Annotated in this window: 16 protein-coding genes; 4 read left to right on the top strand and 12 right to left on the bottom strand. The window is 74.3% G+C overall.

What is annotated here, in order from left to right:
• Window positions 1-35: 35 nt before the first annotated feature.
• The 3 genes from OU787_RS22370 to nsdA form a co-directional block, all read right to left on the bottom strand.
• Window positions 36-374, bottom strand: a complete 339-nt coding sequence (locus OU787_RS22370) for a P-II family nitrogen regulator (protein WP_030458822.1) — start codon at window positions 372-374, stop codon at window positions 36-38.
• Window positions 371-1,693: an ammonium transporter gene (locus OU787_RS22365; protein WP_030458823.1), complete on the bottom strand. Its 1,323-nt coding sequence runs from the start codon at window positions 1,691-1,693 to the stop codon at window positions 371-373. Before OU787_RS22365 ends, OU787_RS22370 begins: the two co-directional genes overlap by 4 nt.
• A gap of 261 nt (window positions 1,694-1,954) precedes the next feature.
• The gene (nsdA, locus tag OU787_RS22360) at window positions 1,955-3,412 is read right to left on the bottom strand and encodes a transcriptional repressor NsdA (protein WP_030458824.1); all 1,458 of its coding nucleotides are present in this window, start codon (window positions 3,410-3,412) and stop codon (window positions 1,955-1,957) included.
• A gap of 441 nt (window positions 3,413-3,853) precedes the next feature.
• Here nsdA and OU787_RS22355 point away from each other — a divergent pair, with 441 nt between their 5' ends.
• Window positions 3,854-4,531: a bifunctional DNA primase/polymerase gene (locus OU787_RS22355; RefSeq protein WP_030458825.1), complete on the top strand. Its 678-nt coding sequence runs from the start codon at window positions 3,854-3,856 to the stop codon at window positions 4,529-4,531.
• Between the two features lie 90 nt (window positions 4,532-4,621).
• Here OU787_RS22355 and ftsY read toward each other — a convergent pair whose 3' ends face one another.
• The 5 genes from ftsY to OU787_RS22330 all read right to left on the bottom strand — a co-directional run bounded on the left by ftsY (window position 4,622) and on the right by OU787_RS22330 (window position 11,543).
• Entirely contained in the window at window positions 4,622-5,869 is a 1,248-nt protein-coding gene (ftsY, locus tag OU787_RS22350; protein ID WP_030458826.1) for a signal recognition particle-docking protein FtsY, read from the bottom strand.
• Between the two features lie 24 nt (window positions 5,870-5,893).
• The gene (gene smc, locus OU787_RS22345) at window positions 5,894-9,490 is read right to left on the bottom strand and encodes a chromosome segregation protein SMC (protein WP_030458827.1); all 3,597 of its coding nucleotides are present in this window, start codon (window positions 9,488-9,490) and stop codon (window positions 5,894-5,896) included.
• 246 nt (window positions 9,491-9,736) lie between these two features.
• A complete protein-coding gene (locus OU787_RS22340) occupies window positions 9,737-9,940 on the bottom strand; it encodes a hypothetical protein (protein WP_030458828.1) in 204 nt (67 codons plus the stop codon).
• Between the two features lie 381 nt (window positions 9,941-10,321).
• On the bottom strand, window positions 10,322-10,615 hold the full coding sequence (locus OU787_RS22335; RefSeq protein WP_030458829.1) for an acylphosphatase: 294 nt from the start codon (window positions 10,613-10,615) through the stop codon (window positions 10,322-10,324).
• A 115-nt stretch (window positions 10,616-10,730) separates the two neighbouring features.
• Entirely contained in the window at window positions 10,731-11,543 is an 813-nt protein-coding gene (locus OU787_RS22330) for a hypothetical protein (RefSeq protein WP_030458830.1), read from the bottom strand.
• A gap of 169 nt (window positions 11,544-11,712) precedes the next feature.
• Between OU787_RS22330 and OU787_RS22325 the strand changes: the two genes are divergently transcribed.
• Window positions 11,713-13,005 (top strand): MFS transporter, encoded by a 1,293-nt coding sequence (locus tag OU787_RS22325; protein ID WP_035954417.1) that lies wholly within the window; start codon window positions 11,713-11,715, stop codon window positions 13,003-13,005.
• 44 nt (window positions 13,006-13,049) lie between these two features.
• On the opposite strand, the gene OU787_RS22320 is transcribed toward OU787_RS22325, so the two are convergent.
• Window positions 13,050-14,420: a hypothetical protein gene (locus tag OU787_RS22320; RefSeq protein WP_268660366.1), complete on the bottom strand. Its 1,371-nt coding sequence runs from the start codon at window positions 14,418-14,420 to the stop codon at window positions 13,050-13,052.
• Window positions 14,421-14,623: 203 nt separating this feature from the next.
• On the opposite strand from OU787_RS22320, the gene OU787_RS22315 reads away from it, so the two are divergent.
• Both OU787_RS22315 and OU787_RS22310 read left to right on the top strand, forming a co-directional pair.
• Entirely contained in the window at window positions 14,624-15,538 is a 915-nt protein-coding gene (locus OU787_RS22315; protein ID WP_035954420.1) for a hypothetical protein, read from the top strand.
• 223 nt (window positions 15,539-15,761) lie between these two features.
• Window positions 15,762-16,409 carry a hypothetical protein gene (locus OU787_RS22310; RefSeq protein ID WP_268660365.1) on the top strand — a complete coding sequence of 216 codons (648 nt, stop codon included), beginning with the start codon at window positions 15,762-15,764 and terminating at the stop codon, window positions 16,407-16,409.
• Window positions 16,410-16,422: 13 nt separating this feature from the next.
• Here the strand turns inward: OU787_RS22310 and mutM are convergent, their stop codons facing one another.
• Genes mutM through rpmF form a run of 3 tightly spaced genes read right to left on the bottom strand, consistent with a single transcriptional unit; the run spans window position 16,423 to window position 18,284 of the window.
• The gene (gene mutM / locus OU787_RS22305; protein WP_268660364.1) at window positions 16,423-17,280 is read right to left on the bottom strand and encodes a bifunctional DNA-formamidopyrimidine glycosylase/DNA-(apurinic or apyrimidinic site) lyase; all 858 of its coding nucleotides are present in this window, start codon (window positions 17,278-17,280) and stop codon (window positions 16,423-16,425) included.
• A 12-nt stretch (window positions 17,281-17,292) separates the two neighbouring features.
• Window positions 17,293-18,090 carry a ribonuclease III gene (gene rnc, locus OU787_RS22300; protein WP_030458836.1) on the bottom strand — a complete coding sequence of 266 codons (798 nt, stop codon included), beginning with the start codon at window positions 18,088-18,090 and terminating at the stop codon, window positions 17,293-17,295.
• A gap of 20 nt (window positions 18,091-18,110) precedes the next feature.
• A complete protein-coding gene (gene rpmF / locus OU787_RS22295; protein WP_030275709.1) occupies window positions 18,111-18,284 on the bottom strand; it encodes a 50S ribosomal protein L32 in 174 nt (57 codons plus the stop codon).
• Window positions 18,285-18,324 lie beyond the last annotated feature (40 nt).

The raw sequence follows: 18,324 nt of genomic DNA, 5'->3' as shown, positions 1-18,324 counted from the left end.
ACGGGCAGGTCCGCCAGGAGGGTCTCAGCGGTGGTTCAGAGGGCGTCGGGTCCGCGTTCGCCGGTGCGGACCCGGACGGCGGTCTCGACCGGGATCGACCAGACCTTGCCGTCGCCGATCTTCCCGGTGCGGGCGGCCTTGACGACCACGTCGATCAGCTGCTCGGCGTCCTCGTCCTCGACCAGTATCTCGATCCGGACCTTCGGGACCAGGTCCACCGTGTACTCGGCGCCGCGGTAGACCTCGGTGTGGCCGCGCTGGCGGCCGTAGCCGTTGGCCTCGGTGACGGTCAGGCCGTGCACCCCGAACGCCTGCAGGGCGTCCTTGACCTCGTCCAGGCGGTGCGGCTTGATGACGGCGGTGATCAGCTTCATCGGGCGTCGACCTCGGTCTTCTCGGCGGGGACGGCCACCGGAGTGGCCGGGGTGCGGGCGAGGCTGGCGCCGACGGCGGTGAAGTCGTAGGCGGACTCGGCGTGCTCGGCCTGGTCGATGCCGGAGACCTCGACCTCCTCGGCGACCCGGAAGCCGATGGTCTTCTGGATCGCCTGGCCCAGCAGCCAGGAGAGCACGAAGGAGTAGACCAGGACGACGACCACGCCGAGCGCCTGCTTGCCGAGCTGGCCCAGGCCGCCGCCGTAGAACAGGCCGGACGCGGTCTGGCCGACGTGGCCGGTGGCGAAGAGGCCGATCAGCAGCGAGCCGACGATGCCGCCGACCAGGTGGACGCCGACCACGTCGAGCGAGTCGTCGAAGCCGAACTTGTACTTCAGGCTGATCGCGGCGGCGCACAGCGCGCCGGCGATCAGGCCGATGGCGATCGAGCCGAGCGGGGAGACCGAGCCGCAGGCCGGGGTGATGGCGACCAGGCCGGCCACCGCGCCGGAGGCGGCGCCGAGCGTGGTGAACGCGCCGTGCCGGATCTTCTCGTAGGCCAGCCAGCCGAGGACGGCGGCGGCGGTGGCGACCTGGGTGTTGACGAAGGCCATGCCCGCCACGCCGTTGGCGGCCAGCGCCGAGCCCGCGTTGAAGCCGAACCAGCCGAACCACAGCAGGCCGGAGCCGAGCATCACCAGCGGCAGGTTGTGCGGGCGCATCGGGTCCTTCTTGAAGCCGATCCGCTTGCCCAGCACCAGGGCCAGGGCCAGGCCGGCCGCACCGGCGTTGATGTGCACCGCGGTGCCGCCGGCGAAGTCGATCACGCCGTTGCGGTCGCCGAGCCAGCCGCCGTTGCCGCCGTCGAAGAAGAACACCCAGTGCGCGACCGGGAAGTACACGACGGTCACCCAGAGCGCCACGAACAGGCTCCAGGCCGCGAACTTCGCCCGGTCCGCGATGGCGCCGCTGATCAGCGCCGGGGTGATGATCGCGAACATCAGCTGGAAGGCGGCGAAGCCGGTCACCGGGATCGTCCCGGTCAGGGCGTTCAGGTCGATGCCGCGCATGCCCAGGTAGTCGAGGTTGCCGATCAGGCCCGCCCCCGCGTCCGGCCCGAAGGCCAGCGTGTAGCCGTACAGGACCCAGAGCACCGTGACGATGGCCAGTGAGATGAAGCTCATCACCAGCATGTTGAGGGTGCTCTTGACCCTGACCATGCCTCCGTAGAAGAAGGCCAGACCCGGGGTCATCAACATGACCAGGGCCGCACAGATGAACACAAAGGCGGTATCGCCCGCGCTGAAGCCGTCCGGCATCGGCGTCTCCTCCGAAATCAGAGCCGCACCACGACCGGAACACCTGTCCCGTGCCATTCCGGCGTGTCGGCGATGAGAGGAGAGTGCCGAAGTCGGGTTTCGGCCGATGCGGCTCGGTGTTTCGCCGCAGTGACGCGGTCGACGCGCCCGTTACGGGCAGGTGAACCACGGCAGGTGACGCGTACTGGACAGCGCGTGCTATACGCCGACGGCCGTCCGGACGGGGGGCGGACGGCCGTGGGCGACGGAGCGGCGGAGGGGTCAGACCACCGAGACGAACTCCGGGATGTCGTGCACCACCCGCTCGGCCAGCCGGTCCACCCCGGGGGCGCCGCGGAAGTCCCGGCTGGCGGCCTCGGAGGTCTTGCGGACCCGGGTGTTCAGCCGCTCGGAGCGCACCTTCTTGGCGATGTCGACCGCTTCCTCGCAGTACTTCGCGGCCTCCTCCGGCTCGCGCTGCAGCAGCCGCACCGAGGCCATCCCGACCAGGTTGAACGCGTAGGTGCGGACGTGGTCGCCGTCCTCCCGGAACCGGTCGACCGCCTCGGTGATCAGCGGCTCGGCGGCCTTGGCCATCGCCACCCCGCGGTCCGAGGTGTACGCCAGGTCCCGGTAGGAGTGGCCGTTCTCCGCGCACAGCTCGGCGTACGAGAAGAACCGCAGCCAGTTCGGCGAGTCCTCGTTGGTCTCCCGGATCTCGCTGAAGGTGTCCTCGGACAGCCGCACCGCCCGGGCGCACCGGTTGACCTCGCCGATGGTGGAGTACGCCCGCGCCTCCATCGCGTACAGCAGCGACTGCTGGCGGGCGGTGGCGGTGTCCCGGCTGCCGTACTGGGCGAGGTGGATCAGCTCCAGCGCGTCCTCGCCGCGGTTGAGGTGGATCATCTGCCGGCTCATGTCGGTCAGCACGTGCGCCCCGAACGGGCGGTCGCCGGCCTCCTTGGCCGCGTGCAGCGCCAGCACGTAGTACTTCTGCGCGCTCGGGTGCATGCCCACGTCGTACGACATGAAGCCGGCCAGGTGGGCGAGTTCGGCGGTGATCCGGAACAGCCGCTTGGTGGTCGTCTCGGGGTAGGTCTCCTGCAACAGGTCGGTGACCTCGTGGAGTTGGCCGACCACCGCCTTGCGGCGCAGGCCGCCGCCGTTCTGCGCGTCCCACTTCCGGAACATCTCGGTGGTCTGCTCCAGCAGTTGCATCTCCGGCTCGGACAGCCGTCCGGAGAACTGCTGGCCGCCGTTGGCCGCCGCCAGGATCGGGGTCGGCGCGCCGTTCGGGCCGGGCGTCAGCCAGCGCTGCATCGGCTCGATCAGCGCCGCGCCGGCCGTCAGCGCCAGCGAAGTGCCCAGGAAGCCGCGGCGGTTGAGCATCAGGTCGCTGCGCGAGTACTCGCTGATCGCCTGCACGGTCTGCTGCGGGCTCCACGGCAGGTCGACCCCGCTGCCGACGGTGGTCACCTGGACCACCGTGCGCAGGCCCAGGTCCTCGACCGAGACCACCGAGCCGAAGCGCTCCGAGAACAGCTCCGACATGATCTTCGGGATCGGCTCGCGCGGCTGTTCGCCGTCCAGCCACCGGCGCACCCGCGAGGTGTCGGTGGAGACGTGGTGCGCGCCGATCTGCCGCGCCCTGCGGTTCACTTGACGCGCCAGCTCGCCCTTCGACCAGCCGCTGCGCGTGAACCAGGAGCCCAGCTTCTCGTTCGGCTGCTTCTCACCCATGGGACCGTCCCCATCCCGCCCCGAACCCGGGGCCCCGCTTCGCCCTGACTCGTGTTCATCGCCGCCCGCGTGACCGGTCGGCTGCGTTCCGTATCCCGAACGTAGCGCGCCTCCGCCATCCGGGGGAGCAACGTCGGAGAAACGCCACCTTTCGCCACCCCCAAGAGTGAACTACCGGGCCGGCTACCGCGCTTCACTGGGAGTCAGCTCTGCATGACCCCGGCACATGCCCGGACCCGACGGAACCCGACGGAGGCACGCGTGCGGCAACGACGATCCGGCATCCGAAGCGCTGGTGCAAGGCGCCTGCTCGCCCGCGCCACCCGGATCGGTGTGCGCCGGTCCGCGCGCGCCTCCGGTGCACCACGCACCACGCGCCCATCGGACGACGCCCTGTCACCGTCCCGTAACCAGCGGCGACCGGAACCGGTTGGGGGTGGCATGGACAAGCTGTTCGGCACCCTGCGGCTCACCCCCCTCGGCGCCCGCCGCCGCACCCGGCCCACCGCGCTGCAGGCCGCCGCCGAGTACTCCGGGCGCTGGGGCTGGACGCTGGCCGTCGGCAGCCCGGCCCGGCTCGCCGCCCCGGCCGCCCCGACGGCCTGCGACTGCGGCGTCCCGCACTGCGCCGCGCCCAACCTGCACCACCTGGTCGGGCCGGTCATCGCCCCCGGCGCGACGGCCGCCGAGCTCGCCGCCCGATGTCCGGCCGACGCCCCGCTGCTGCTCCCGACCGGCCACCGGTTCGACGTCCTGGACGTGCCGGCCCAGCCCGGCCTGCAGGCCCTGGTCCGGCTCGAACGGATGGGCACCCAGGTCGGCCCGGTGCTGGCCTCCCCCGCCGGCCGGCTGCTGCTCTTCGTCGCCCCCGGCACCGCCGAACGCCTGCCCGACCTGCTCTACCGGATGGGCTGGGACGACGCCTCGCTCGACCTCGCCTGCCACGGCCTCGGTTCCTACCTGGCCGCCCCGCCGACCCCGCTCGGCCCACTCGGCCCGATGCGCTGGCTGCGCCGCCCCACCCCGGACAGCGCCCCGCCCGAGGCCCGCCTGCTGCTCGGCACCCTCGCCTACGCCTGCCACCGCACCCGCGCCCGCACCGCGGAGCTGGCCAGCTAGGCCCTGCGCACGGACGCACGACGAGGCCCGTCCGAGAGGGCGGTTCCCTCCCGGACGGGCCTCATCGAGGTGCGCCGGTGCGGCGGTACGTCAGCCCAGCAGCGCGTCCACGAACGCCCCCGGCTCGAACGGCGCGAGGTCGTCCGCGCCCTCGCCGAGGCCGATCAGCTTGACCGGCACGCCGAGTTCGCGCTGCACCGAGATGACGATGCCGCCCTTCGCGGTGCCGTCCAGCTTGGTGAGCACGATGCCGGTGATGTCGACCACCTCGGCGAACACCCGGGCCTGGACCAGGCCGTTCTGTCCGGTGGTGGCGTCCAGCACCAGCAGCACCTCGTCGACCGGGCCGTGCTTCTCGACCACCCGCTTGACCTTGCCGAGCTCGTCCATCAGGCCGGTCTTGGTGTGCAGCCGGCCGGCGGTGTCGATCAGGACGGTGTCGACGCCGTCGGCGATGCCCTGCTTGACGGCGTCGAAGGCGACGGACGCCGGGTCGCCGCCCTCGGGGCCGCGGACGGTGTGCGCGCCGACCCGTTCGCCCCAGGTCTGGAGCTGGTCGGCGGCGGCGGCGCGGAAGGTGTCGGCGGCGCCGAGCACGACCTTGCGCCCGTCGGCGACCAGGACGCGGGCGAGCTTGCCGGTGGTGGTGGTCTTGCCGACGCCGTTGACGCCGACCACCAGCACCACGGCCGGGCCCTCCTCGTGCTTGACCGAGCGGACGGTGCGGTCGGCCTCGGTGCCGATCAGCTTGACCAGTTCCTCGCGGAGCAGGCCGCGCAGCTCGTCGGGGGTGCGGGTGCCGAGCACCTTGACCCGGGTGCGCAGGTTGTCGACCAGCTCCTGGGTGGCGCCGACGCCGACGTCGGCGGTGAGGAGGGTCTCCTCGATCTCCTCCCAGGTGTCCTCGTCGAGGCGGTCCCGGGAGAGCAGGGTGAGCAGGCCCTTGCCGAGGGTGGACTGCGAGCGGGAGAGCCGGGAGCGCAGCCGCACCAGGCGCCCGGCGGTGGGCTCGGGCACCTCGATCGCGGGTGCGGCCTCGGCCTCTTCGGCGGTCGGCTCCCCGACGGCCGGCTCCTCGGCCGGCTCCTCGGCGACCGGGGCTTCCGGGGCCTGGGTGGCGCCGGTGGCGGCGGGCGGCGCGGTGGGTTCGGCGGCGCCCTCCGCGGGCTTCGCCGGGGCGGTCGCGGTGGTTCCCGGCTCCGGCTTCGCGGGCGCGGTGATGGTCGGCGGTCGGCTCGACCGGTCCAGTTCTCTGCGTCGTTTGCCGGAGACGACGAGTCCGGTGATCGCGCCGATGGCGACCACCGCAATGACAACGGCAAGGATCACGTATTCCATAACCCGTCCAGTATCACGTAGCGCCTATGCCGGGCCCGGCTGCGCGGGTTCCAGCGCTGTCCTGTGCTCCTGCTGCGGTGCCGCCGCCCGCGCCGGCGGCCGCAGCCGCTGGCTGATCACCTGGGAGATGCCGTCGCCCTTCATGGTGACGCCGTACAGGGCGTCGGCGGACTCCATGGTGAGCTTCTGGTGGGTGATGACGATCAGTTGGGAGCTCTCCCGCAGCTCCTCCATGATCCCGACCAGCCGCCGCAGGTTGGTCTCGTCGAGCGCGGCCTCGACCTCGTCCATCACGTAGAACGGGCTGGGCCGGGCCTTGAAGATCGACACCAGCAGGGCGACGGCGGTGAGCGAGCGTTCGCCGCCGGAGAGCAGCGAGAGCCGCTTGACCTTCTTGCCGGGCGGCCGGGCCTCGACCTCGACGCCGGTGGTGAGCATGTTCTCCGGGTCGGTGAGCAGCAGCCGGCCCTCGCCGCCGGGGAACAGCCGGGCGAAGACGCCCTCGAACTGGGCGGCGGTGTCGTGGTAGGCGGCGGTGAACAGCTGCTCGACCCGGGTGTCGACGTCGCGGACGATGTCCATCAGGTCGCGGCGGCTCCTGCGCAGGTCGTCGAGCTGTTCGCCGAGGAAGCGGTGCCGGGCCTCCAGCGCGGCGAACTCCTCCAGCGCGAGCGGGTTGACCTTGCCGAGCTGCTGGTGGGCGCGCTCGGCGGCCTTGAGCCGCCGTTCGACCTCGGCGCGGACGTAGGGGCGGGGCTCGCCGGGTTCCTGGCCGTCCTCGGGCGGCGGGGCGGGGACGGGCTGGTCGGGGCCGTAGCCGGCGAGCAGGTCGCCGCCCTCGATGCCGAACTCCTCCAGGGCCCGGGCCTCCAGCTGTTCGATCCGCAGCCGCTTCTCGGCGCGCAGCACCTCGTCGCGATGCCCGGCGTCGACCAGCCGGTCGAGTTCGGCCTTGAGGGTGCGGCCGTGCTCGCGGAACTGCCGCAGTTCGGCCTCGCGGGCGGCCCGGTCGGCCTCGACGGCGGCGCGTTCGGCCTCGGCGGCGGCGAGGGTCTCCTCGATCCGGCCGAGCAGGTGCCGGGCGCCGGTGGCGACGGCGGTGGCGACGGCGGACTCCCGGCGGGCGCGTTCGCGCCGTTCGGCGGCGCGGGCGCGGGCCTCGCGCTCGGCGCGGGCGGCCCGGTCGAGCTGGTCGGCGCGTCCGGCGAGGCCGCGCACCCGCTCCTCGTGGGTGCGGACGGCGAGCCGGGACTCCAGCTCGGTCTGCCGGGCGGCGGAGGCGGCGGCGGCGAGCCGGTCGCGTTCGGCGGGGTCGGGTTCGTCCTCGCCGCCGTCGGCGAGTTCCTCGGCGGTGGCGAGGCGTTCGGCGAGTTCCTCGGCGGCGGCCCGGGCCTCGGCGAGGCCGCTGTCGGCCTTGGCGGCGGCGGTGGCGGCGCGGTCGGCCTCGTCCCGGGCGGCCCGGGCGGCGCCGCCGGAGCGGCCGAGGGCGCCGGCGCGTTCGGCCCGGCGCTGCTCGTCCCGGCGACGCAGCGCGGCCAGTTGTTCGACCTCGGCGGCGCGGGTCTCGCGTTCGGCCCGGGCGGCGGCGAGTTCCTCGGCGGCCCGGGCGCAGCGGGTGTCGAGTTCCTCGATGCGGCGGGCGGCTTCGGCGACGGCGGCGCGGGTCTCCAGCGGGCTGGGCGCGCCGGGTGAGCCGCCGTGGGCGAGGGTGGCGGAGAGCAGGTCGCCGTCGCGGGTGACCGCGGTCCAGTCGGGGTGGCGGTCGATCAGCTGCCGGGCGGCGTCGAGGTCGTCGACCACGGCGGTGCGGGCCAGGATCCGCCGGGCGGCGGCGGCCACCTCGTCCGGTCCGCCGATCAGTTCCGCGGCCCGGCGCACGTCCGCGGGCGGGTCCACGGCGTCGTCCGCGGTCCGGTCGGCGATCAGCAGGGCGGCCCGGCCGCCGTCCCCGGCGCGCAGCCAGGCCAGTGCGTCGGCGGCGCGGGCGGGGTCGGTGGCGGCGAGGGCTTCGGCGGCGGGGCCGAGTCCGGCGGCCACCGCGAGCTCGAACCCGGGTGCGACGGTGAGGAGTTCGGCGGCGGGGCCGAGCACGCCGGGGCGGCCGAGCAGGGCGGCGCTGCCGTCCTTGCGGCGCAGGCCGAGGGCGAGGGCGTCGTGCCGGGCGGTGAGCGCGGCGCGTTCCTTCTCGGCGGCGGTGAGCGCCTCGCGGGCGGCGGAGAGCGCGCGTTCGGCGTCCCGGAGGGCTTCGCGGGCCTGCTGGTGGTGCTGTTCGGCCTGCTCCTCGCCCGCTTCGGACTCCTCCTCCTGTTCGCGGAGCCGCTGGTGCTCCCGGTCGGCGGCGTCGGCGCGCAGCCGGGCCTCGTCGCGGGCGGTGGCGAGCCGTTCGGTCTCGGCCCCGGCGGCGGTGGCGCGGGTGCGGGCGGCGGCGGCCCGGCCCTGCAGGCGGGCGAGTCCTTCGCGCCGGTCGGCGATGGTCCGGGCGGCCGCTCTGAGCCGCAACTCCTCGTCGGCGAGGGCGCGTTCGAGTCCGGTGCGGTCCTCGACGGCTTCGTCGAGGGCGTCCTGGGCCTGTTCCAGGGCGGCTTCGAGGGCGGCTTCCTCCGCGCGGACCCGTTCGGCCTCGCGTTCGAGGTCCTCCGGGTCGCGGCCGCGGCGCTCCTCCAGCTGTCCGGCGGTGGCGGCGGCCCGGATCCGGGCCTCGGCGAGCCCGGTGGTGCCGCGGGTGCGTTCGGCGAGCGAGGAGAGCCGGTACCAGGTCTGCCGGGCGGCTTCGAGGGCCGGTCCGAGCTGCTCGACCTGGGCCTCCAGGACGGCTTCGCGCTGGAGGGCGGCGGCGAGTTGCTGTTCGACGGTGGTGCGGCGGAGTTTGAGCGCGAGTTCGTCGGCGACCTCGGCCTCGACGGCGCGGCGCAGGGTGAGCAGGTCGTCGGCGAGCAGCCGCAGCCGGGCGTCGCGCAGTTCGGCCTGGATGCCGGCGGCGCGCCGGGCGATCTTCGCCTGGCGGCCCAACGGGCCGAGCTGGCGGCGCAGTTCGGCGACCAGGTCCTGGACCCGGTTGAGGTTGGTCTGCATCGCGTCGAGCTTCCGCAGCGCCTTCTCCTTGCGCTTGCGGTGCTTGAGGACGCCGGCCGCCTCCTCGATGAAGGCGCGCCGCCCCATCGGGTCGGCGTGCAGCACGGAGTCGAGCTGGCCCTGGCCGACGATGACGTGCATCTCGCGGCCGATGCCGGAGTCGGAGAGCAGTTCCTGGATGTCGAGCAGCCGGCAGACGGTGCCGTTGAGCGCGTACTCGCTGCCGCCGTTGCGGAACATCGTCCGGGTGATGGTGACTTCGGTGTAGTCGATCGGCAGGGCGCCGTCGGTGTTGTCGATGGTGAGGCTGACCTCGGCGCGGCCGAGCGGGGGGCGCCCGCTGGTGCCGGCGAAGATGACGTCCTCCATCTTGCCGCCGCGCAGCGACTTGGCGCCCTGTTCGCCCATCACCCAGGAGAGCGCGTCGACGACGTTGGACTTGCCGGAGCCGTTGGGGCCGACCACGCAGGTGATGCCGGGTTCGAAGCGCAGGGTGGTCGCCGAGGCGAAGGACTTGAACCCGCGCAGGGTCAGGCTCTTGAGGTGCACCCGACCGTCCTCCTCGCCGTACCGCCGGCCGCCGCCGCGGCCCACCGCTGGCGACTGTATCCGGCCGGGGTGCCGACGGGCCCTCAGGCGGTGGTTTGGGCACGCCGCGGGTCGGGCAATGTCCCAGCGACAGGACCGTCGTGGACACGACGAAGGGACGTCCGCCTCGGACGTCCCTTGCAGGCTGCCATCCCCTCGCGGGGAAGCTCAGCGCACGACTGCGTCGCTCACGAGGACCACGAGCGATCAGGTCAGGGCCGGCTCGCGCTGGTCCAGGTCGATGCTGCTGAGCAGCGAGTGCTCATCGGCGACGGCGGACAGCGCGTCGTTCTCGGCCTGGAGCTTGACCAGCTCGTTCTCCAGGTCCTGGACGCGCTGCTGCAGCCGTCGCATCTCGGAGAGCATTCGCGGGTCGGGGCCGCCGACGTACCCGAGAAGCGCCTTTGCCATGATGTGTGGTCCTCCACGCTGAGTGACCGAACCGTGTACGGTGGGTCTTGGGGGAAGGGATACGCACGCGCCTGCGCGCCGGACGTGCTGGCTGGGCACTACGAGGGCATCCGCTGGTGAGTGGCACACTCACAGGCGTGGCCCCGCCGGTTAAACGCAAACCTGTGCGCGGGTTTCCAGCGTCTCACCAAAGACCGTACGGGTCAACACGATCACCGCACGCTACCGCGCCCCTGTCACCTGCATGGCGGGAACCTCACACCATCGGCCGGGCTAGTGGATCACTACGTCTGCGGAGTCAACCACGAGTCTGCCCCGAAGGCAACCCTGTGACACCGGCAGTTGCCGGGGGCTCTCCTCCCACCGGCAACTGCGGTGTGCTCATCGGATCACGAAGCCCTGGTACCCGTCGCCCACGGCGGTCCAGATCTCGGTGACTCCACTGACCTGACCAGGCGTTCCGGGCCCGCGCAGCGCGGCGAGCAGCCGCTCGCAGTCGGCGCGCGACCCCTCGGCGACCACCTGGACGCGGCCGTCCCCGAGGTTGCTCGTGTAGCCCGTCAGCCCGATCTCCAGGGCCCTGGCCCTGGTCCACCAGCGGAACCCCACCTGCTGGACGCGGCCGCGCACCCAGATGGTGGCGCGGACGGACCGGCGGCTGTCGTGACCTTGCATGTGTCGACCATAGTCGGGCACTTCGGGGGCGCTCGGAACGGGCTTCACGCCCCTTCCACCGACCCTCCCCACCGGTGCGGCGCCGCGCTCCCCACGGACACAGGAGCCGGCGGCGCTACCGGCGCGGCTCGGCCAGCGCGTGCAGCGTCCAGCCCCGGCCGGCCGGGTCCAGCGGGGCGGTGGCGGCGGTGAACAGTTCGGCCGCCCGCCGGTAGGAGAGCCGTCCGCGCCCGGTGAGCGGGCAGCGGTCGCGCTCCGGGACACCGGCCGGGGCGCGCCGGCCGGTGAGGAACAGCGGGCCGGCGGTGCGGCCGGCCACCAGCAGCGGCAGCAGCCGGGCGGTGCCGCCGCGCCAGCGCAGCGGGCGCTCGCCGGCGGCGGTGCGGGCCTGACGGTTCGCCAGGTCGAGCCGGTCCACGTCCAGCGCCAGCAGCCGCTCGATCGGGGCGCCGCTCTCCCGCACCAGGTGCCACAGCACCTTCTCGCGCAGCGGCACCCGCAGCGCCAACACGGCCCGCACCCGATCCTCGCCGAGGCCGCCGGCCGGGCCCGCGGCGGTCGGGGCGGCGGTCGGCAGCGGGCGCAGCCCGGCGGCGGGGTCGGCGGACAGCCAGCCACGGGCGCACCACCAGCGCAGGGCCGCCCGCAGCGCGGAGAGTTCGCGGTTGGCGGTGCGCGCGCCCACCGCCGCGGCCCGCTCGGCGAACGCGGCGGCCACCCGGTCCGGTGCGTCCGGCCCGTCCAGCAGGGCGAGCGGCAGCACCGGCGGGGCGGCCCCCCGCCGGTGGGCGCCGGACGGCGGGGTGCGGACGACCAGCAGCCAGGCCCAGGTGTGCAGGGCGATCCGGTAGACCCGCCGGGAGCCGTCCGCGAGCGGGGCCCCCGCCAGGTAGTGCTCGGCCGCGACGGCGAACTCCACGGGTGTCATACCCGCAGTAAATCCTCTGGCGGACAGGCCGTCAACACTCGCTCCAACTGCGGTAAATCGCCGATTTACTGCGGGGGATCACGACCCTCCAAAAATTGATGCTGTCTCGCTCAACTTTTTCGCCGGAAGCCCTTGCCGGGCGGCCCGGCGGCGGGGCAGCCTGCCGGTCATGAAGTCGATTCCACGGCGGCTCGCCGTCCTGCGCGGGCGGGAGTTCCGCCTCTTCTTCACCGGGTACGCCGTCTCGCTGTTCGGCTCCTCGATGGCCTCGGTGGCGGTGGCCTTCGCGGTGCTGGACGGCGGGGGCGGCGGCTCCGGGCTCGGGGTGGTGATGACCGCCCGGATCGTGCCGATCGTGCTGCTGCTGGTGCTCGGCGGGGCGGCCGCGGACCGGCTGGGGCCGCGCCGGGTGATGCTCGGCTCGGACGCGCTGCGCTGCGCGACCCAGGCGGCCGCCGCGGCGCTGCTGTTCGCCGGGCACGGCACGGTGTGGGCGCTGGCCGCGCTGGCGGCGCTGTGGGGGCTGGGCGAGGCGGTGTTCCTGCCCGCGCTGGACGCGCTGCTGCCGCGGCTGGTCCCGGCCGCCGACCTGGCCGACGCCAACGCGCTGACCGGCATCGCCCGCAACGGCGCCGCGGTGGCCGGCCCGGCCCTGGCCGGGCTGCTGACCGCCACCGCCGGGTCGGGCTGGGTGCTGCTGATCGACGCCGCCTCGTACGCGGTGGGCCTGACCGCGCTGGCCCTGCTCCGCGTCCCGGTGCTGCCCGCCGGGGCCGGCGGCCCCGGGCTGGTCGCCGAACTCCGCGACGGCTGGGACGAGTTCCGCACCCGGCGGTGGCTGTGGGTGAGCGTGCTGCAGGGCTGCCTGTTCAACCTGCTGGTGTGGGCGCCGTTCCTGGTGCTGGGCCCGGTGCTGGCCCGCGAGCGGCTCGGCGGGGCGAGCGGCTGGGGCGCGGTGATGGGCGCCTACGGGGCGGGCGCGGTGCTGGGCGGGCTGGCGCTGCTGGGGCGGCGGACCCGGCGGCCGCTGCGCACGACCCTGGCGGTGACCGCGGGCTGGGCGCTGCCCTCGGGGACGCTCGCGCTGGGCGGGCCGCTGCCACTGGTGGTGCTGGCGGCGGCCGGGGCGGGGGTCACCTCGATCGTCTCCGGCACCCTGTTCTCCACCCTGGTGCAGCGCCACGTCCCGCCGCAGGCGCTGGGCCGGGTCGGCGGGTACGTGACGCTGGGGGCGTTCGCGTTCGGGCCGGTCGGGCTGGCGCTGGCCGGGCCGCTGGCCTCGGCGGTCGGGGCGGGGACGGTGCTGGGCTGGGGCGCGGCCTGGCAGTTGGTGTCCTGCGCGGCGGTGCTGGCGGTGCTGGGCCGCCGGGAGCCGGCCGCCGCCGAGGCGCCCCCGGAGGTGCGAACGGCCCCCGTCCCGGACGGGACGGGGGCCGGGGGCCGGGGGCCGTCGGAGCGCTGAGCGCTCAGCGCGGCCGGGGCGACGGAGCGCCGGGGTGTCGGCCGTCAGTCGCCGAAGCTCCCGAAGTCGCTGCCGCCGCCGAAGTCCCCGCCGCCACCGAAGTCCCCGCCGGAATCACTGCCGAAGTCGTTGCCGAAGTCGGCGGAGTTGAAGTCGGAGCCCGAGTACTCGCCGGCGTCCGCGCCGTCGTTGTAGTCGTACCCGCCGCCGTCGTGGTCGCCCGCGTAGGCGTAGCCGGGGGTGGAGAGCATCGAGCCGAGCATGGTGCCGACCAGCAGGCCGGGCAGCAGGCCGCCGCCGAAGTAGCCGCCCGCCCAGGGGCTGTAGGCCGGGCCGGCGTTCCAGTACGGCTGGTGGCCGTGCTCGGTCTCCACGGTGCGGATCGCCGGGTCCTGGCCGGCCGAGAGCCGGGCCGCGTCGTCGGCGCAGGCCGGGACGGAGCGCGGGGCGCCGCCCGGCGGGGCCCACTGCACGTCGGCGGTGGACGGGCCGTGCCGCGGGTCGAAGAAGCACGGGACGCGGCGCTCGGGCAGCGGGCGGCCCTCGCGGCGGGCGGCCAGGGTGGCCAGCGCGAACCGGCCCTGCTCCAGCGCCTCGGTCACCGGGCGGACGTCCTCGGGCTTCTTCGCCTCGTCCATGGTGCGCTTGGCGAGGTCGTAGGAGTCCAGCGCGCCGGTGTAGTCGGCGCGCTGGGCGTCGTCCGCGCCGGGGGCGCCGGGGTCGAAGTCGAGCCGGTCGAGCTCCTCGCCGAACGCGGTGATGTCCTCGTCCACCACGGTGCGCAGCTGGGCGAGTTCGGCCCGGACCTGCTCCTCCTTGCGCTTCCTGGCGCGGCGGAACAGCAGGAACACGCCGACGCCGAGCAGCGCGACCAGCAGCACCGGGACGAGGATCCAGGCGATCGAGGTGCTGTGCTGCGGGCCGTCGCCCTCGGTCTGCTTCGCCGCCCCGTCGACGAACTCGGTCAGGGTGGCGTTGATGTCCTTGGGGTTCGAGCGGAAGGCGGCGCCCGCGATCCGGTCGGTGGCGGCCCTGCCCAGCGCCTTGGCGTCGGAGTTGGCCTGGAACTGGTCGCCGCGCCAGATGCCGTAGACGCCGACGATGCCGACCTTGGTGCGCAGGTCGCCGAACAGGTTCTTCGTCGGGTAGGCGTCGCTGGCGGGCAGCACCGCGATGAAGATCGGCTTGTCCGCGTCCTTCAGCTTCTCGGCCAGCTTGTCCGCCTGGTCCTTGGAGAACCGGTCGTTCATCGCCGGGTCGACGTAGACCTGGACCTTCTTCAGGGAATCGGCCGCGTCGTTCAGCCCGGACGCCGAGGCGGGCGCGGACAGCCCGAGCACCATCAGCAGGCCGAGCAGCGCCGCCAGGACGGCGGCGGGCCCGGTGGCGCGGGAGCGGCGGAGCACAGTTCTCATGCTCCAGACCGTACCGGTCCACCGGTACGGTCCACGCCCTCCCCGAGTACTGTTCCCACCCCTGGGGCGCCCCCTACTCCAGGCCGAGACCGGCCCTCCGAACCCCCGCCGACCGGCCGGAGTTGGGACCGCGCGTGCCGCCCGGGGCGCCGGACCGGGCATAGTGGGGACGATCTTCCGCACCACCTGACAGGAGACCCCTGGTGATCCTCGGCCTCGTCACCGCCGTCGCGGCGTCCGCCTGCTACGGCACCGGGTCGGTCCTGCAGGCCCTCGGCGCCCGCCGCTCCGCCCGGCAGGAGGCGGCGGCCGGCACCGTCACCGAGCACGGCGGGCCGAGCCTGTCCTCGACCGCGAAGGCCGCCGTCACCTGGGAGTTCATCCTCGGCACGGTGCTGGACTTCATCGGCTTCGGCCTCGGCGCGCTGGCCGCCCGGCTGCTGCCGCTGTTCCTGTCGCAGACCATCATCAGCGCCAACCTGGTGATCACCGCGGTGCTCTCGGTCAAGCTGCTGGGCCTGCGGCTGCGCCAGTTGGAGTGGCTGTCGATCGGCGTCCTGTGCGGCGCGCTGGTGCTGCTCGCGGTGGCCGCCGGCCCGGAGGGCGGGCACGAGGCGGCCCGGGCCTTCCACTGGGCGCTGCTGATCGGCTCCGCGGTGCTGATCGCGGGCGGTTCGCTGATCGTCCGCCGGCTCGGTTCGAGCGGGGCGATCGTCGCGGGCCTGCTCTCCGGCCTGGGCTTCGGCGCCCTCGGCATCGGCGTGCGGATCCTGGACGGCGTGCAGCCGTTCGCCCTCGGCGCGCTGCTCGCCGACCCGGCCCTGTACGCCGTCCTGGTCGGCGGCCTCGGCGGCATGTACCTGCACACCGTCGCCCTGCAGATCGGCTCGGTCAACGGCGCGACCGCCGCCCTGGTCGTCGGCGAGACGGTCGTCCCCGGCGCCGTCGGCGTCCTCTGGCTCGGCGACTCCTCCCGGGCCGGCCTGGGCTGGCTGGCCGCCTCCGGCTTCGTCCTCGCCGTGGTCAGCGCCGTCGGCGTCGCCTACTTCGGCGAGGAGGGCGGCGCCCTGCACGCGGCCGCCGAGGAGGAGAAGACCTCCGCCGGGAAGGCCCGCTGACCGGGCGTGCTAGTGCCGCGTCAGGCAACCTTCGCCGGGAAGGAGCGGTGTCCGGTGCGTGCTCTCGGCGTGCCGGCCGGAAGCCCTCGTACTGGATGTACTCGGGTTTTCGGCCGGTGCGGCGAGAGGGCGTGCCGGGCGCCGCGACGGGCGAAGGTTGCCTGACGCGGCACTAGCGCCGTTCCCTCCCCGGGCGCCGGGTGAGGTCCCCCGGCAGGCCGCCATGACCGAACTGCTCGACGCGCTCGCCCGTGTGGACGCCGTCTTCGCCCCGTACGCCGCACGGCCCTTCGCCCTCGACGGCTGCGGGTACTGCTACACCGCGGCCGACCTCGCGCTGCTGGCGGGTCCGCCGGCCCTGGTGCCCGACCGGCTGCTGCACGAGGCGGCCACCGAGGTGCCCGACCACTGGAGCGACTTCCCCGGCCTCTACCGCCGCCTGCTCCCCCGCGTCCTGCGCCGCGTCGCGCTGGACGGCGCCGGGCCCGATCCCGCGACGGTCGCCTCCCGGCTGCTGGCCGCCGGCTGGGGCGGGTGGCCCGAGCGCCCGGCCGTGGAACGGTTCCTGCGGGCCTGGTGGGAGCGCCTCGTGGAGCGGCCGTCCGAGCGGCGTCCGACGGAGGCGCTGGAGCTGCTCGTTCCGCTGACCGGCAGCCCCGTCCCGTGGCTGGAGCGGTGGACCGCCCACCCGGACGAGCGGCTCTCGCGGACCGTCGACCGCTGGCTGGAGCGCCGGCTGGAGGTGCGCTCCGGCCTCCACGACGAGGCCGGTGCCGCCCCGGCGGAGCTGGCGCAGGTGCTGCTCGCCCTCGGCCCGGACTTCCTGGGCGCCCACCGGCTGCGGGAGGTCGAGCGGATCGCCTGGAGTTGAGCGCGTGGCGGGTTCAGGCCCGGGGCGGGCGCTGGCACGTGGGGCAGGAGTAGCTGGAGCGGTTCATCCAGGGGTCGCGGCGCATCGGGGTGCCGCAGCGGCGGCAGGGTCGGCCCTCGCGGCCGTAGGCGTCGAGGTCGCGGGAGAAGTAGCCGCTCTCGCCGTTGACGTTGACGTACATCGAGTCGAAGCTGGTGCCGCCGACCGCCAGGGCCGCCGTCATGACGTCCCGGGCGTGGCCGAGGAGTTCGAGGGCGGCGGGGCGGGTCAGGGTGGCGGTGGGGCGGTCGTAGTGCAGGCGGCTGCGCCAGAGCGCCTCGTCGGCGTAGATGTTGCCGACGCCGCTGATCAGGGTCTGGTCGAGCAGGGCGCGCTTGACGGTGGTGCGCTTGGCGCGCAGGGCGCGGGCGAAGGCGTCGTCGTCGAAGCGGGCGTCGAGCGGGTCGCGGGCGATGTGGGCGAGCGAGAGCGGGGTGGACTCGGGGTCGTCGGCCTCGGCCTCCTCGACGGCCAGACCGCCGAAGGTGCGCTGGTCGACGAAGCGCAGCTCGGTGCCGCCGTCGGCGAACCGGAGCCGGGCCCGCAGGTGCACGGAGTCGGCCATCTCCGGTTCCTGGACGAGGAGTTGGCCGCTCATGCCGAGGTGCCCGACCATGGACAGGCCGTCGCCGAGCGGCACCCACAGGTACTTGCCGCGGCGCTGCGGGGTGCCGAGGGTGCGGCCGCGCAGCAGCGCGGTGAACTCGTCGGCGCCGCCCGCCTGGCGGCGGACGGCGCGCGGGTGCAGCACCTGGACGTCGGCGACGGTGCGTCCGGCGGCCCAGCGGGCCAGGCCGCGGCGGACCACCTCGACCTCGGGCAGTTCGGGCACGGCGGCCGCCGGTCAGCCGAGGGCCGCGGCGGGGTCGCCGTCGGGCCGGCCGGCCTCGTGCTTGGCCTTGATGGCGCGCCAGGCGGACTCGGCGGCCTTCTGCTCGGCTTCCTTCTTCGAGCGGCCGCTGCCGGAGCCGTAGTCCTCGCCGGCCACCCGGGCGGCGGCGGTGAAGGTCTTCTCGTGGTCGGGGCCGGATTCGGTGACCACGTACTCGGGGACGCCGATGCCGACGGCGGCGGTGAGCTCCTGGAGGCTGGTCTTCCAGTCGAGCCCGGCGCCGAGCTGCGCGGACTCCGCGATCAGCGGGTCGAACAGCCGGTGGACGAAGTCCGTGGCGGAGTCCAGGCCCTGGTCGAGGTAGATCGCGCCGATCACGGCTTCGACGGTGTCGGCGAGGATCGACGACTTGTCGCGGCCGCCGGTGCCCTCCTCGCCCTTGCCGAGCCGGATGAAGGCTCCGAGGTCGAGGCCGCGGCCGACCTCGGCGAGCGCGCGGGAGTTGACCACCGCGGCGCGGAGTTTGGCGAGCGTGCCCTCGGCGACCTCCGGGTGGAGGCGGTAGAGGGTGTCGGTCACCACGAGGCCCAGCACCGAGTCGCCGAGGAACTCCAGGCGCTCGTTGGTGGGCAGCCCGCCGTTCTCGTACGCGTACGAGCGGTGGGTCAGGGCGCGTACCAGAAGGGCGCGCTCGAGCGAGTAGCCGAGGCGCCCTTCCAGGACGTCGTATTCGGTCGAAGCCGGCCCACCGCCCTTGCCCCCGTTGGTCCCGGGGTTCGGCTTGCGGGTGGAACTGCCACTGTCCGACATCGATCCGTGCACCCCGCCGATCAGACCGAGAGGACCTGGCGACGGTTGTACGTGCCGCAGCTCGGGCACGCGATGTGCGCGAGCTTCGGCTCGTGGCAGCGGTCGCACGCCACGAGCGCGGGCGCGACGGCCTTCCAGTTGGAACGGCGGTGACGCGTGTTGCTGCGCGACATCTTCCGCTTCGGAACAGCCACGGTAAATCTCCTGGTTCTACGGCGAGGCCCTCACGGGCAG

The organism is Kitasatospora sp. YST-16 (assembly GCF_026802215.1).
Taxonomy (GTDB): Bacteria; Actinomycetota; Actinomycetes; order Streptomycetales; family Streptomycetaceae; genus Kitasatospora; species Kitasatospora cineracea.
This window is presented reverse-complemented; position numbering and strand designations above follow the sequence as displayed.